Source organism: Arsenicitalea aurantiaca (genome assembly GCF_003994485.1).
In the GTDB taxonomy this organism is placed as follows: domain Bacteria; phylum Pseudomonadota; class Alphaproteobacteria; order Rhizobiales; family Devosiaceae; genus Arsenicitalea; species Arsenicitalea aurantiaca.
This window is the reverse complement of the sequence record NZ_RZNJ01000004.1, coordinates 128761-143271: the sequence shown is the minus strand read 5'-3', so window position 1 is coordinate 143271 and position 14511 is coordinate 128761. Positions and strand designations below refer to the sequence as shown.

Annotated in this window: 12 protein-coding genes; 9 read left to right on the top strand and 3 right to left on the bottom strand. The window is 65.8% G+C overall.

The genetic code is table 11. The features are described from left to right. Positions 1-14: 14 nt before the first annotated feature. The 3 genes from ftsY to dapF are packed head-to-tail and all read right to left on the bottom strand — an operon-like array spanning position 15 to position 3462. Entirely contained in the window at positions 15-1310 is a 1296-nt protein-coding gene (gene ftsY, locus EMQ25_RS11965) for a signal recognition particle-docking protein FtsY (protein WP_127188820.1), read from the bottom strand. Next, positions 1307-2599, bottom strand: a complete 1293-nt coding sequence (gene mtaB, locus EMQ25_RS11960; protein WP_280177638.1) for a tRNA (N(6)-L-threonylcarbamoyladenosine(37)-C(2))-methylthiotransferase MtaB — start codon at positions 2597-2599, stop codon at positions 1307-1309. The genes ftsY and mtaB overlap by 4 nt, the downstream gene beginning before the upstream one ends. Continuing rightward, positions 2596-3462, bottom strand: coding sequence for a diaminopimelate epimerase (gene dapF / locus EMQ25_RS11955; protein ID WP_425290235.1), 867 nt, complete (start codon positions 3460-3462; stop codon positions 2596-2598). Before dapF ends, mtaB begins: the two co-directional genes overlap by 4 nt. Positions 3463-3912: 450 nt before the next feature. Between dapF and ffh the strand changes: the two genes are divergently transcribed. The 9 genes from ffh (at position 3913) to EMQ25_RS11905 (ending at position 14508) form a co-directional block, all read left to right on the top strand. Next, positions 3913-5502 carry a signal recognition particle protein gene (gene ffh, locus EMQ25_RS11945; RefSeq protein ID WP_127188818.1) on the top strand — a complete coding sequence of 530 codons (1590 nt, stop codon included), beginning with the start codon at positions 3913-3915 and terminating at the stop codon, positions 5500-5502. A gap of 32 nt (positions 5503-5534) precedes the next feature. Further along, positions 5535-5948, top strand: a complete 414-nt coding sequence (rpsP, locus tag EMQ25_RS11940; protein ID WP_127188817.1) for a 30S ribosomal protein S16 — start codon at positions 5535-5537, stop codon at positions 5946-5948. A gap of 156 nt (positions 5949-6104) precedes the next feature. Beyond that, the gene (gene rimM / locus EMQ25_RS11935; protein ID WP_127188816.1) at positions 6105-6662 is read left to right on the top strand and encodes a ribosome maturation factor RimM; all 558 of its coding nucleotides are present in this window, start codon (positions 6105-6107) and stop codon (positions 6660-6662) included. Continuing rightward, positions 6659-7372 (top strand): tRNA (guanosine(37)-N1)-methyltransferase TrmD, encoded by a 714-nt coding sequence (trmD, locus tag EMQ25_RS11930; RefSeq protein ID WP_127188815.1) that lies wholly within the window; start codon positions 6659-6661, stop codon positions 7370-7372. The genes rimM and trmD overlap by 4 nt, the downstream gene beginning before the upstream one ends. A 209-nt stretch (positions 7373-7581) precedes the next feature. Continuing rightward, positions 7582-8115 carry a 50S ribosomal protein L19 gene (gene rplS, locus EMQ25_RS11925; RefSeq protein WP_127188814.1) on the top strand — a complete coding sequence of 178 codons (534 nt, stop codon included), beginning with the start codon at positions 7582-7584 and terminating at the stop codon, positions 8113-8115. Positions 8116-8268: 153 nt separating this feature from the next. After that, the gene (locus EMQ25_RS11920; protein WP_127188813.1) at positions 8269-8928 is read left to right on the top strand and encodes a PadR family transcriptional regulator; all 660 of its coding nucleotides are present in this window, start codon (positions 8269-8271) and stop codon (positions 8926-8928) included. A gap of 124 nt (positions 8929-9052) precedes the next feature. Further along, positions 9053-11899, top strand: a complete 2847-nt coding sequence (locus EMQ25_RS11915; protein WP_244606586.1) for an FAD-binding and (Fe-S)-binding domain-containing protein — start codon at positions 9053-9055, stop codon at positions 11897-11899. Further along, positions 11896-13089: a class I SAM-dependent RNA methyltransferase gene (locus EMQ25_RS11910; RefSeq protein WP_127188811.1), complete on the top strand. Its 1194-nt coding sequence runs from the start codon at positions 11896-11898 to the stop codon at positions 13087-13089. The genes EMQ25_RS11915 and EMQ25_RS11910 overlap by 4 nt, the downstream gene beginning before the upstream one ends. 12 nt (positions 13090-13101) lie before the next feature. Next, positions 13102-14508 carry a protein adenylyltransferase SelO gene (locus tag EMQ25_RS11905; protein ID WP_127188810.1) on the top strand — a complete coding sequence of 469 codons (1407 nt, stop codon included), beginning with the start codon at positions 13102-13104 and terminating at the stop codon, positions 14506-14508. Positions 14509-14511 lie beyond the last annotated feature (3 nt).

The window sequence follows — 14511 nt, the reverse complement described above, 5'->3', positions numbered from 1 at the left end:
CCAAATGCGGCCGATCATTCGGCCCGACCGGCGATGGCGCGCGCAAAGTCATCGGCCTTGAAAGGTTCGAGGTCATCGACGCCTTCGCCCACCCCGATGAAATGCACCGGGAGGCCATGTTTGCGGGCGATCGACACGAGGATGCCGCCACGTGCGGTGCCGTCGAGCTTGGTCATGACAAGCCCTGAGACGCCGGCGCGGCGCCCAAAGATTTCGACCTGGCTCAGCGCGTTCTGGCCCGTTGTCGCATCGAGCGTCAGCAGGGTCGCATGTGGGGCGGTGGGGTCGACCTTCTTGATGACGCGGACGATCTTTTCGAGCTCGCTCATCAGTTCGTCGCGGTTCTGCAGGCGGCCCGCCGTGTCGATGATCAAGACGTCCGATCCTTCGGCCCGCGCCCGCGTCACCGCTTCGAAGGCGAGGCCGGAAGCGTCCGCGCCCGTCGGCTTGGCAACGACAGGCGCGCCTGTCCTCCGCCCCCAGACCTGCAATTGCTCGATGGCGGCCGCGCGGAAGGTGTCGCCCGCCGCGAGCATCACCGACTTGCCCTCTGCAGAAAGCTTTTGGGCGAGCTTGCCGATGGTGGTCGTCTTGCCCGACCCGTTGACCCCGACCATCAGGATGACGAACGGCTTGTGAGCCGGGTCGATATCGAGCGGCCGGGCGACGGGTGCGAGGACGCGCGCGACCTCTCCCGCAAGCACGGCGCGGACTTCGGCCGTCGTCACGTCTCGATCGAAGCGATCCCGGCGCAGCGCGTCCGTGACGCTGGTTGCGGTTTCAACGCCGAAATCGGCCTGGATCAGCACATCCTCGAGCTCTTCGAGCATGGCTTCGTCGAGCCGCTTCTTGGTGAAGACGGCGGTGATGCCGCCGGTTAGCTGATCGGAGGATCGCTTGAGGCCAGTGGCGAGACGCTGAAACCAGTTCTGCCGCGGTGCCGCATCGGCAGCCACCGACAGGGGGGAAGGGGCAGGTATGGGGGGGACCGGCTCGGGTGGGGTTTCGAGCGCATCCTCGACCTCTTCCACGAACTCGACCGTCGTTTCGGGTGGACCGGCGAGCCCATGCGGCTCTTCGTCCATATCGGTCGAGTTGCCTGGCGCCGTGCTCGCATCAGGCGGAGGTGCGCGATCTTCAGTCGGTGCGGAAAGGGGGGGCGTGTCGAGCGGCGGCGGCGGGGGCGGATCGGCGGGACGATCAGCCGTCTGCGGCGCTTCTGCCTCAGGCGGGGCGGGAGAAGGGTCGGCGGGCTTCGGCTTTGCGCCAAAGAGGCGCTCCATGAAGCCGATCTTGCGGTTTTCTGTCATGCCGCGTTCCTTTCGGCGTTCGCGGCGCCCGCGTCAATGGCTTCGCCGACGAGGCCGTCAGGCGCGAGCCCAGTGATACGGGTCCGGACGATCCGGCCCGGCTCGGCACCGGAGAGGGTTACGGGCACGAACTGCTCGGTGCGGCCCAGCCCCTCGCGCTCGACGAGGACGGATTCGATCGCACCCAGCCGGCTTTCGCAGAGCGCGCGGAATTGTGTCTCCCCGGCCTCGCGCAGGCGCGCGGCGCGGGCCTTGGCGACGCCCCGGTCGACCTGCGGCATGCGGGCGGCGGGCGTGCCGGAGCGGGGGGAATAGGGAAAGACGTGAAGATAGGTGAGCCTGCCCTCGGCGACGATCGAGAGCGAATTTTCGAACATGGCGTCGGTTTCGGTCGGGAAGCCCGCGATGATGTCGGCGCCCAGCACCATTTCGGGGCGGATGGCGCGGATCTTCTCGACGAACTCCAGCGTGTCGGCGCGCAGATGGCGGCGCTTCATCCGCTTCAAAATCATGTCGTCGCCCGATTGCAGCGAGAGGTGGAGGTGCGGCATCAGGCGGCGGTCGGAGGCGAAAGCCTCGAACAGCGGGGCGTCCGCCTCGATGGAATCGATCGAGGAGATGCGCAGCCGCGGCAGGTCCGGCACGTGCCGCAGGATCGCCTGGACGAGCTTGCCGAGACTGGGCGCCCCGGGCAGGTCGGGGCCATAGGAGGTGATGTCGACACCTGTCAGCACCACTTCGCCATAGCCATTGTCGACGAGCTTCCGGATCTGCTCGACCACCAGCCCCATGGGCACCGAGCGCGAGGGGCCGCGCCCGAAAGGGATGATGCAGAAGGTGCAGCGATGATCGCAACCGTTCTGCACCTGAACGAAGGCGCGGGCACGCCCGTCCATCCCCTCGATGAGGTGGCCGGCGGTTTCCCGCACGCTCATGATGTCGTTGACCTGCACCTTATCGTTGAGGGGGGCGCCAAAGACCATGGGCGCGTAGCTCTCGGCCCGCAGCTTGTCGGCATTGCCGATGACGAGGTCGACTTCGGCCATGTCGCCGAAACTGCGCGCCTCGGTCTGGGCGGCACAGCCGGTGACGATGATGCGCCGGTCGGGATTGTCCCGATGGGCCTTGCGCACGGCCTGCTTGGCCTGGCGCACGGCTTCGGCGGTCACCGCGCAGGTGTTGATGATGATGGCATTGTCGAGCCCGGCCTTGGTGGCCTCGGCCCTCATCACCTCGGTCTCATGGGCGTTGAGGCGGCACCCAAATGTCAGGGTCTCGATGCCGGTCAACGAACGGCCTCCGGGACAGCAAGGAGGTGCTCGGGAATTTCGCCGGGCCCATCGAGGGTCCAGGCTCCGGTCATGATGATGTGGTCGTCGGCACGCCACTCGATCTGCAGGGGGCCGCCGGGTAGTTCCACGGTCACGTTTCTGCCGGTGAGGCCCTTGCGTGCGGCCGCGACACCCACCGCACATGCGGCAGTGCCGCAGGCGAGGGTCAGGCCAGCGCCCCGCTCCCAAACCCGTACGCGGATGCGCTCGGGTGAGAGGATTTGCGCCAGCGAGATGTTCGCACGCTCGGGGAAAATCGGATGGTTCTCGAGGAGCGGGCCGAAGCGCTCAAGATCATGGGCGTCGAGATCATCGACCCAGAAGATGGCGTGCGGATTGCCGACATTGACGACCGACGGCGTGTGGAGCACCGGCGCATCGATGGGCCCGATCTGAAGTTCGATGCCGGTGGTGTCGGCAAACGGCTCCGAAAGCGGGATGTCGGACCAGCCAAAGCGCGGCCGGCCCATGTCTACACTCGCAGATCCCCCGTCGACCTCGGCGCTCAGCAACCCCGCATTGGTCTGGATGACCACGTGATCGCGCCCCATCTCGTCTGCGAGAAGACCCGCAACGCAGCGACTGGCATTGCCGCAGGCGTCGACCTCGCCACCTTCGGCGTTATGGATGCGCATGAAGATGTCTGCCCCATCGGCACGCGGGCGTTCGAGCACGATCAACTGGTCGCAGCCGATACCTGTTTGCCGGTCAGCAATTGCGCGCACCGTAGCGGGCGCAAGACGCAGTCCGCTCTGTCGACCGTCGATGACGACGAAGTCGTTGCCCAGACCGTTCATCTTGAGAAACGGGGTGCCGCTCACTTTGAGCCTCTCGGGAGTTGGTTAGCCTCTATATGGCGCAGAATGGGCGCGATTTCCAGCTTGGCACGCCGGCGAGCTCTGCATGGCAGTCCTGAAGCGAGCAGGAACCCCTCATCCGGCCCTGCGGGCTACCTTCTCCAATAAGGGGGAAGGAAGGCGCGTTTGGCGTGGCTTAAGTTCTTCCCTCTCCTCTCGTGTCGGTGCGAGACGGGTGAGGAGCTTGCGGCGCCGAAACCTTGACTCCACCCCCCGTTTGCCCTATCGCACCGGCTCGATCCATCAGGACGACACCATTTCCGCCGACCGGGACCCGCAAAGGTCTAAAGAGATCCCGGAGGTCAACACCCGCCAGCGCGATGCGCCCGCGGGTGTGGTTTGCGTTTGGCGTTGGCAGCGATGGTCCCCATATCGCCTCGAGGCCCAATGGCCCGAGAAGCGAGAGGACGAGCGATGTTTGAAAGCCTGAGCGACCGGCTTGGCAAGATATTCGATGGGCTGCGCGGGCGCGGTGCGCTGAGCGAAGCCGACGTTGGCGAGGCGCTGCGCGAAGTTCGCCGGGCGCTGCTCGAGGCGGACGTGTCGCTCGAAGTGGTGCGCGCGTTCGTCGAACAGGTCCGCGAGCGTGCCATCGGTGCAGAAGTCACGCGCTCGGTCACCCCGGGCCAGCAGGTCGTGAAGATCGTCCATGACGAACTCGTGCGGGTTCTGGGCGAGGCGGCGGTGGCGATCGACCTCAATGCCGCGCCACCCGTTACCATCATGATGGTGGGCCTGCAGGGGTCGGGCAAGACCACGACCACCGCCAAGATCGCCAAGCGGCTGAGCGAGAAGCAGGGCAAGAAGGTCCTGATGGCCTCGCTCGACACGCGCCGGCCCGCAGCAATGGATCAGTTGCGGATCCTCGGCGAGCAGATCTCGGTCGCAACCCTGCCGATCGTTGCGGGCGAGACGCCCGTCGAGATTGCACGGCGCGCCGCACGCGAGGGGCGGCTGGGGGGCTTCGACGTCCTCATCCTCGACACTGCCGGCCGCACCCATATCGATGAAGAGCTGATGGCCGAGACGGCCGAGATCAAGCAGCTTGCCGATCCGCATGAGGTGTTGCTCGTCGTCGACGCCCTGACCGGTCAGGACGCGGTGAACCTCGCGCGCTCGTTCGATACGCGGGTCGACATCACCGGCATCGTGATGACGCGCGTTGATGGTGACGGTCGCGGCGGCGCCGCGCTTTCGATGCGCGCGGCGACCGGCAAGCCGATCAAGCTCATCGGCGTCGGCGAGCGCATGGATGCGCTCGAGGATTTCCATCCCTCGCGCATCGCCGACCGCATCCTTGGCATGGGCGACATCGTCAGCCTCGTGGAAAAGGCGGCCCAGACGGTCTCTGCGCAGGATGCGCAGCAGATGGCCAAGAAGTTCAAGAAGGGCCAGTTCGACCTCGAGGATCTGCGCAATCAGTTGCAGCAGATGAAGAAGATGGGCGGCATGGGCGGGCTGATGGCGCTGATGCCGGGCGTCGGACAGCTGAAGAAAGCCATGGCCGGCGCCAATGTCGACGAGAAGGTGTTCGACCGCCAGATCGCCATCATCGGATCGATGACCAAGAAGGAGCGGGCCAATCCGGACCTGCTCAACGCCTCGCGCCGCAAGCGCATCGCGGCGGGCGCGGGCGTCGAGGTTTCCGAGATCAACAAGCTGATGAAGCAGCACCGCCAGATGGCGGACATGATGAAGAAGGTTTCCAAGGGCGGCATGGGCAGCCTTGCGGGCATGTTCGGGGGCAAGATGGGCGGCATGCTGCCCCCGGGCGGCATGCCCGACGTTTCCAAGATGGACCCGGCCCAGCTCGAGCAGATGGCGCGCGCGGCCGGGATCGATCCCGCAGCGCTGGGCCAGGCAATGCCCAAGGACATGACCGAAAAGCTGCCGACCGATGTCGGCAAGCTCCTCAATTCCGCCCCCGGCCTTCCCGGTCTGGGCGGCGCCCCGCGTTTCCCCGGCCTTCCCGGACTCGGCGGGTTCAACCCCAAGAAGAAATAAGCCTTTTCGACAGACACTTCAGGAGAATTCAGATGTCGCTCAAACTTCGCCTTGCCCGTGCCGGTGCCAAGAAGCGCCCCTATTATCACATCGTCGTCGCCGATGCCCGCGCACCGCGCGATGGCCGCTTCATCGAGCGCGTCGGGACCTATGATCCGATGCTCGCCGACAAGGACAAGCGCGTGACCATCGTCACCGAACGTGCCCAGCATTGGCTGTCGGTCGGTGCCCAGCCCACGGACCGCGTGCTGCGCTTCTTTGACGCCGCCGGCATTCTGAACCGCGCACCGCGCAGCAACCCCACCAAGGGTGAGCCCGGCGCAAAGGCCAAGGAGCGTGCCGAAACGCGTGCCCAGGCCGAAGCCGATCGCAAGGCTGCCGAAGAGGAAGCCAAGAACGCACCGGCCGCCGAAGAGGCTCCCGCCGAGGAAGCCGCCAGCGAGTAATCGCTTTTCATCGCGAGATTTAGACCCCGGTCGCTGTTGGCGGCCGGGGCTTTTTGTTCTGGGCTTGATTGGCACTCTCGCTGGACCGGCCCCCTTGCTTGCCCGTGCTGCGACGGCGGGATAAAGAGCGCTGGAATGGCAGAGGATGCGCGGGCGATGACAGAGCCGGGAAACATGATCGTGCTCGGGCGCATCGGGGCGGCGCACGGGATCAAGGGCGAGATACGGATCCAGTCCTTTACCGAGGATCCGCTGGCGATCGCCAGCTATGGACCGCTCGCGACAAGCCGGCGTGGGCTTACGATCACGATCCGTTCGGCGCGCGTTGCGGGCAATGTTGTGGTCTGCAGGATCGAGGGGGTAGCCGACCGCAATGCTGCAGAGACCTTGAACGGCCTCGACCTCATGATCGACCGGAGCCTTTTGCCACCGCTCGAGGCGGAGGACGACTTCTATCATGCCGATCTGGTCGGGCTTGCGGTGCGGGGTTCGGACGGAACGGTGCTCGGCTCGGTGATCGCTGTGCAGAATTTCGGGGCTGACGATCTTCTGGAGATCAGACAAACAGGCGGCGGTACGCGGCTGCTGCCTTTCACGCGCGCGGTCGTGCCCCAGATCGATCTCGCTTCTGGCTATCTCGTCGTCGAGCCTCCGGCAGAAGTCGAAGGCGAACTGGCTGACGGTGCGGACGATGAAGGTGCTGAGGCGCCATGAGTTTTCGCGCCGACGTCATAACGCTTTTTCCCGAACTCTTTCCCGGCCCGCTTGGTGCGTCGATCCTGGGGCGGGCGCTGGCGGAAGGGCGATGGCAGCTTGCGGCCACCCAGTTGCGCGATTTTGCCACCGATCGGCACCGGACGGTGGACGACACGCCATCGGGCGGCGGGCCGGGCATGGTGTTGAAGCCCGATATCCTCGCGCGCGCCATCGATGCGATCGCCCCTGAAGGGGATCTGCGCCCCAAGCTCCTGATGAGCCCGCGCGGCCGGCCCCTCGACCAGCAGCGGGTTCGCGAACTCGCAGCCGGCCCGGGCGCGCTCATCGTCTGCGGGCGCTTTGAGGGGGTCGACCAAAGGGTCATCGAGGCGCGCGGGCTCGAGGAGGTTTCGATCGGGGATTACGTGCTCGCAGGCGGAGAGGTCGCTGCGATGGTGCTGCTCGAAGCGGTGGTGCGCCTGATCCCTGGAGTGCTCGGCGCCGCTGAAAGCAGCCATGAGGAAAGCTTCGAGGGCGACCTGCTCGAATATCCGCAGTACACCCGGCCTGCTCTCTTTGAGGGACTTGCGATACCGGAGGTGCTCGTCTCGGGCGATCACGGCAAGATCGCCCGCTGGCGCCAGCAGGAGGCAGAGGCGCTGACCGCACGCCGCCGCCCGGATCTGCTGGCGCGCAGCCGCAAAAAGGCTATCGGCAAGGCAAAATGACTCGATTGGCCGGATTGGCCAATCATCGCTTCGGATGGCAGGGCTCTGGACGTCCGTCCGAATATGCACTATAGGCCCGCTCCGAAGCATGCCCCGCACACTCGGGCCCGCATCCAAAGACAAGAACAAACCTCCGTCAAACCAAGACCGGATGCCCGGGACTTCCCGGAACGGCATCCCATTGAAAAGATCAGAACGGATTTTTCGATATGAACATCATCGAACAGCTCAATAAGGAGCAGCTCGACGCTCTCGTCTCCAAGCGCGAGACCCCCGAATTCACCCATGGCGATACCGTCAAGGTGTGGGTGAAGGTGCGTGAAGGCGAAAAAGAGCGCCTGCAGGCCTATGAGGGCGTGGTTATCGCGCGCTCGGGCAGCGGACTCATGGAGAGCTTCACGGTGCGCAAGATCTCGTATGGCGAGGGTGTGGAGCGCGTGTTCCCGATCCACTCGCCAAACGTTGCGAGCATCGAAGTGCTCCGTCGCGGCAAGGTCCGCCGCGCCAAGCTCTATTATCTGCGCGATCGTCGCGGCAAGTCGGCTCGCATTTTCGAATCGACCAATGCCCGCACCAAGAAGATCGAGGCCACCGAGCGCGAGGCCGCCCAGCAGGCCAAGGCCGCCCGGGAAGCCGAGAAGGTCGCCGCCGCCGAGGCCCTGGCTGCAGAGCATGCCGCCAAGGAAGCCGAGGCAGCCGCCGCCGCGGAGGCAGCAGCGAACGCCGAGACCACGGCCGAATAGTCCTTACCTATCGGTGCGCCTTTGAACCCGGCCCTGGTGGCCGGGTTTTTTCATGGGCAATCGGCAGAGGCGCTTTTTTCTGCGATATATCTTGAACCCCGGGAAATCGAGCCCGATGTATCTGACAGTGTCAAGATACATCGGAGAGATATCATGTGGCAGAACAGGGATGGTGAGCCCAACTGGCGCCGGTTCGAGGCCATGGCCCGCAAGGGACTGGGGCGGCTCGACGGCATGGGCGATAATTTTCGTATCGGACGCATGCTTGCCTCCGGCGACCTCAGGCTTGTGGCGCTCTACCTGATCGATCAGCAGCCGCGACACGGCTATGATCTGATCAAGGCCATCGAGGAGCGTTCGCACGGGTTCTATGTTCCGAGCCCCGGCGTCGTCTATCCGGCGCTGACGTTCCTCGAAGAAGCCGGCTATGTCACCTCTGCCCAGGATGGCAGCCGCAAGGCCTACACCATCACCGAGGCGGGCCGGGCCCATCTCGCCGACAATGGCGAGGCGATCGAAAAGACGCTCGATTTCCTTGGCAAGGCCGGGGATCGCGTGGCGCAGATCCGACGCAAGATGCGTGAAGTCGATGAGGGCTTCGGCTTTGGCGGCGATCGGCACAGTCGCTCTGACCGCGACTATCCGGGGGTCCTGCCCGAGGTCAACGAAGCGCGCCGGGCGCTGAAGACGGCGCTTTCGCACGCCCTGCGCAAGGACGAGGCGGCACAGCGTCGTGCCGCGGAGATCCTGCTGCGAGCCGCCCGGGAGATCGAGGAGATCGGTGGTCGTCCGGAGGCCGATTTCGACATCTGAAAAGTCCGTTCCCGCGCGCTCGTTCGCGGGGACGGCTTGCCGCACCCTTCCGAGCGCTCTCCCCATGATCGCCGGGGGATGCTAAGGATGCCCGACTGAGCAGGAGTGGCAGGACGTGAACAGCATGGCCCCGATTGGGGCGAATGGACCGGCGGCGGCCGCAGGAATGGTGACCCGCCTTGCAGGCGTGATCGCTCCCGAAAAGCTCCTTGCCGATCCGCTGATGACCTACGCCTATTCGGGCGATGCCAGTGCCTACCGCATGGTGCCGGCGCTGGTCGCGATCGTCGATACCGAAGCGCAGGTCGCATCCCTTCTTGCTGCCGCGCGCGCGGAAGGTCTCCCGGTCACGTTCCGGGCGGCCGGCACTTCGCTATGCGGTCAGGCCGTTACCGATGGCGTGCTCGCGGTGCTCGGGGACGGCTTCCGCACAATGGACGTCAGCCCCGACGCTACCCGGATCACCCTCGGGCCGTCGGTTATCGTTGCCCATGCCAATCGGGCCCTCAAACCGTTCGACCGCAAGATCGGCCCTGATCCGGCGAGCATGTCTACCTGCAAGGTTGGGGGCGTCGTCGCCAACAATTCATCGGGCATGTGCTGCGGGGTGGCACAGAACACCTATCACACCATGGCGCGGCTCCGGGTGATGCTGGCGGACGGCACGGTGCTCGATTCAGGGGACGCGCAATCGCGCGCGGATTTCGCGAAGGCGCGGCCTGACCTTCTCGAGGGTCTGAAGGAACTCCATCGCGAGGTGATGGGGGATGCCGAGCTCAGGGCGCTGATCGAGCGCAAGTACCGCATCAAGAACACCGTGGGCTACGCGCTCAACGCGCTGACCGATTTCCACGACCCGATCGATATCCTCATCCATCTGATCGTGGGCTCCGAGGGCACGCTCGGTTTCGTCTCCGAGGTGACCTACAATACGGTCGACGACCATCCCTTCAAGGCGACGGCGCTCGTGCCCTATCCGGATGCCCACGCCTGCGCGCGCGGGATCATCCGCGCGGGCAAGTCCGGCGTGTCGGCGGCCGAGTTCATCGAGCGCCGGGCGCTGGCGACGGTCGAGCACAAGCCCGCCATGATCCCGCTGGTGCCTCTGCTCACCCCCACCTCGCCGGCCGTTCTTGTCGAAGTCGCTGCCCCCGATGCCGCCGCACTCGACATGCGCATCAGGCTCGTCTCGGACGCGCTGGCTGCCGAGGGCGCACTTTCCCACCCAGCCTTCTTCACCGATCCCGACCAGCAGAACGCGCTTTGGGACATCAGGCGCGGGTTCGGTGCGGTGATGGGCGCCATCAGGCCCAAGGGCACCGCGATGCTGAGTGAAGACGTCGCTGCGCCCATCGAGCGGCTGGCCGATTTCGTCACTGATCTGCGCACCCTCCTCGACCGGCATGGCTATGAAGATGCGATCATCTTCGGGCACGCGCTGGCGGGGAACCTGCATTTCCAGCTCAACGAGGATTTCTCTACAGAAGCCGCCGTCACCCGGCTCGACGCCTTCTCGCGCGATCTTTCGCACCTCGTTTCAATCGAGCACCAGGGCTCGATGAAAGCCGAGCACGGCACCGGCCGCGCCATCGCGGCGTTCGTCGAGGCGGAATGGGGTCCGAAGGCCTATCGGCTGATGCACCGCATCAAGGCGCTGTTTGATCCCGAGAACATGCTCAATCCCGGCGTGCTGCTCAACGCCGACGAATTCATTCACATCCGTAATCTGAAGACGATGACCGAGGCCGATCCCATCGTCGATCTCTGCATCGAATGCGGATTGTGCGAGCCTGCCTGCCCCTCTACCCAGATGACGCTGACCCCGCGCCAGCGGATTTCGGTGGCGCGCGAGCGGGCAAGGCTCGAAGTCTCGGGCGACAATCCCGAGCGTCTCGCCGCCATCGAAAAGGGGTTCGGCTACAACGAGCTCGAAACCTGCGCCGCCTGCAATCTCTGCTCGCTCCGCTGTCCGGTCGGCATCGAGACCGGCACCATGGTGCTGGGCGAGCGCGCGCGCCGTCGCACCGCCGGGCAGAAGCGGCTGGCGCGCGTCGCGGCCAGCACCACCGGCATCATCGAGCGCAGCATGCAGTTCGGGTTCGGCGCCGCCGATCTCTCGCGCAGCGTCCTCGGCAACCGCGCGACCGACGCCATCGCCCATGGCCTGCGCAAGGGTTCGGGCGATCGCGTGCCGCGCGTCAGCCGCGCTCTGCGCCATGGCCCCGGCGCCCCGCGCGATGCCGGGCGCACCCCGCTCTCCTCGCCTATGGGCAAGGTCGTCTATTTCCCCTCCTGCGCCACGCGCATGTTCGGGGCGCCCGAAACCGAGTTCGGCCTGCTGCCCACGCCCGAAGCCATGGTGGCGCTGCTGCGCCGCGCGGGCTTTGATCCGGTGGTCCCGAAAAACCTCACCGGGCTCTGCTGTGGCCAGCCCTTCCTCTCCAAGGGTTTTCCCGAGGAGGCCAGGAAGGTCGGTGGCCGGCTCGATCGCACCATCGATACGCTCTCGGAAGGCGGCAAGCTGGTGGTCTTCACCGATGCCTCCACCTGCGCCAAGCACATGGACGGCCATGACGGTCCGGTGAAAGTCGTCGACAGCCCGGAATTCCTCCTCGCCGAAATCCTTCCCCGGCTGACCATCACCGAGCCGCTGGACATCGTCGCGGTCCACCACAATTGCTCGGCCCAGCGGCTGGGCGAACAGCGCGCCATCGAGGCGCTCGCCGCCGCTGCCGCCAAGCGTATCGCGGTTCTGAGCTCGGTCACCTGCTGCGGCTATGCCGGCGACAAGGGCCTGGTGACCCCCGAGCTTAACGCCCATGCAACGCGGTTTGTCCGCAACGACATCCCTGCCGACTGCCGGCTCGGCGTTTCGACCGTATCGACCTGCGCGTCGGGCCTCACCGAACATGCGGCGATCCCGTTCGTGTCGCTTGCAAGCCTCCTCGAACGCGTCAGCCGCCCGCAATGATCAGAGCGGAGATCGTCGCGCTCGGGCGGCGCGGCGAGGGCGTGGCGGAGATCGATGGCAGCCGGGTCTATGTGCCGTTCGCCCTCCCCGGTGAGCAGGTCGCGATCGAACGAGCCGGCGAGCGCGGCCGGCTCGTCGAGGTTCTGAGCCCGAGCCCGGATCGGGTCGTGCCGTTCTGCCCCTATTTCGGCACGTGTGGGGGGTGTTCGCTCCAGCATCTGGCGCCCGATAATACGGCAGGTTTCAAGCGCGACCTCGTTGCGACCGCGCTTGCGCGCGCCGGCGTCGACGCGGAAGTGGCAGACACACTCGTCGTTCATGGCAAGGGTCGCCGCCGTGTGACGCTGCATGCGCGGGGCGGGGCTGTGGGCTATATGCGGGTCCGCAGCCATGAATTGGTCGACATCGCCGCCTGTCCGGTCCTCGTGCCGGGCTTGCGCACACGCGCTCCCGCCATTGCGAGGGCGTGCGCGGCGGCTTTCGGCGATTGCGACGTCAGCCTCACCAGTGCCGCCAACGGCATCGACGTGGCAGTCGAGACCGTCTCCCGAACGACCAGGCGGGCCAACATCGCCTTCGATCCACGCCTGCGGGTGACGCGCATCACGCTCAACGGGGAAATGCTGCTGCAGTGGACGCAGCCTGAAATCCGGATCGGCGAAGCGAGCGTGCCCTTGCCGCCCGCAAGTTTCCTGCAGGCGACCGAAGCCGGCGAGGACGCGCTGGGGCGCACGGCGCTCACGGCCCTTTCGGGATGTTCGGAAGTTGCCGATCTCTTCTGCGGGCTCGGGCCTTTTGCGCTGCGGCTGGCGCCCTCTATGCGTGTGACCGCTCTTGACGCCGACCGGGCGGCGATCGACGCGCTTGAAATGGCGGTGCGCAACCGGTCCGGGCTGAAGCCCGTGACGATCGGCAGGCGCGATCTCTTCTCGGAGCCGTTGACCCTGCATGAGCTCGTTCGCTTCGACGGAATCGTCATCGATCCGCCGCGGGCGGGTGCGCAGGCGCAAATGGAGGAACTCGCCCGCTCGCAGGTTTCGACCATTGTTTCGGTCGCCTGCGATCCGGGCACTTTCGCCCGAGATGCGGCAATCCTTGTTGCAGGGGGCTATCGGCTCGGAACGATCACCCCCATCGACCAGTTCGCCTTCTCGCACCATGTCGAAATGGTAGGCGTCTTCAGGAAATAGGAATTTCGGGTCATGCAGCACCGCCCCTCCAAGAGCCATGCCAGCCTGGGCGGAAGTTTCTTTGATCCGGTTGCGCCCGCCGCCTTTCCCGAGCGCATCCTGCGTTACAGGAACCAGCGCTGGGCCCGTCGTGTCGGGCTCGACGGTCTCGACACCGAGGCGTGGCGCGACCATTTCGGCAGTTTCACCCCGCTTCCGGGGAGCCTCGAGAAGCCGCTGGCGCTCCGCTATCACGGCCACCAGTTCCAGTCCTACAATCCCGATCTCGGCGATGGGCGTGGTTTCCTCTTTGCCCAGTTGCGCGACCTTGAGGATGGCCGCCTGCTCGATCTGGGCACCAAGGGGAGCGGCCGCACACCGTGGTCGCGCGGGGCCGACGGGCGGCTGACGCTGAAGGGCGGAGTGCGCGAGGTGCTCGCGACCGAAATGCTCGAAGCTCTGGGCGTCGACACCTCAAAGAGTTTCTCGCTGATCGAAACGGGGGAAGAGCTCGAGCGCGGGGACGAGCCGTCCCCGACAAGAGCGTCGGTCCTCATCAGGCTCAGCCATTCCCACATCCGCATCGGCACGTTCCAGCGGCTCGCCTATCTGCGCGAGCACGACAACCTTGCCATCCTGCTCGACTATGCCATCCGCACCTATATGCCCGAAGCGTGGCGCGACAGCAGGAAGGATCGCGCCGTCGCCTTCATGGAAGCGGTCGCGGCTCGCGTCGCGCTTACCGGTGCGCGCTGGATGGCGGCCGGCTTCGTGCATGGCGTGCTCAATACCGACAATATCAACATCACCGGCGAAAGCTTCGACTATGGTCCGTGGCGGTTCCTGCCGGTCTACGAGCCCGGTTTCACCGCGGCCTATTTCGATCAGTCCGGGCTCTATGCCTTCGGCCGCCAGCCCGATGCGCTGGCCTGGAACCTGACCCGGCTTGCCGAATGCCTTCTGCCCCTCACCGACACCGAACCGCTCGAGGAGGCGCTCAACAGCTTCTGGCCTCGCTTCCAGGGCGCGATGGCCGAGGCCGTGCTCGACCGGCTGGGCCTGGCCCCTTCCGGGCCCGAAGCCGATGCGAGCCTTGTGACCGCGCTCTTCACGTTTCTCTTCGAAACCCGCGCCCCCTACGAACAGGTCTTCTTCGATTGGTATGGCGGTGAGGCGAGTGCGGGACGTGCCGCCCGGAGCCCGTCGGCCGAGCATTACGCGAGCCCGAGCTTCTCCCCGGTTCGCCTGCAGATGGGCCTGCGTGCGATGCGGGAGGACATTGATCTCGCCAAGCCCTATTTCCAGCGGGCGCGTCCCCGGACGATGCTGATCGAGGAGGTCGAGGCCATCTGGGCACCAATATCCGAAGCCGATGACTGGTCCGTTTTCCAGCGGGTGCTCGGGGAAATTGCCGAGATGCGCGACGCCTACGGGCGGTGAGGC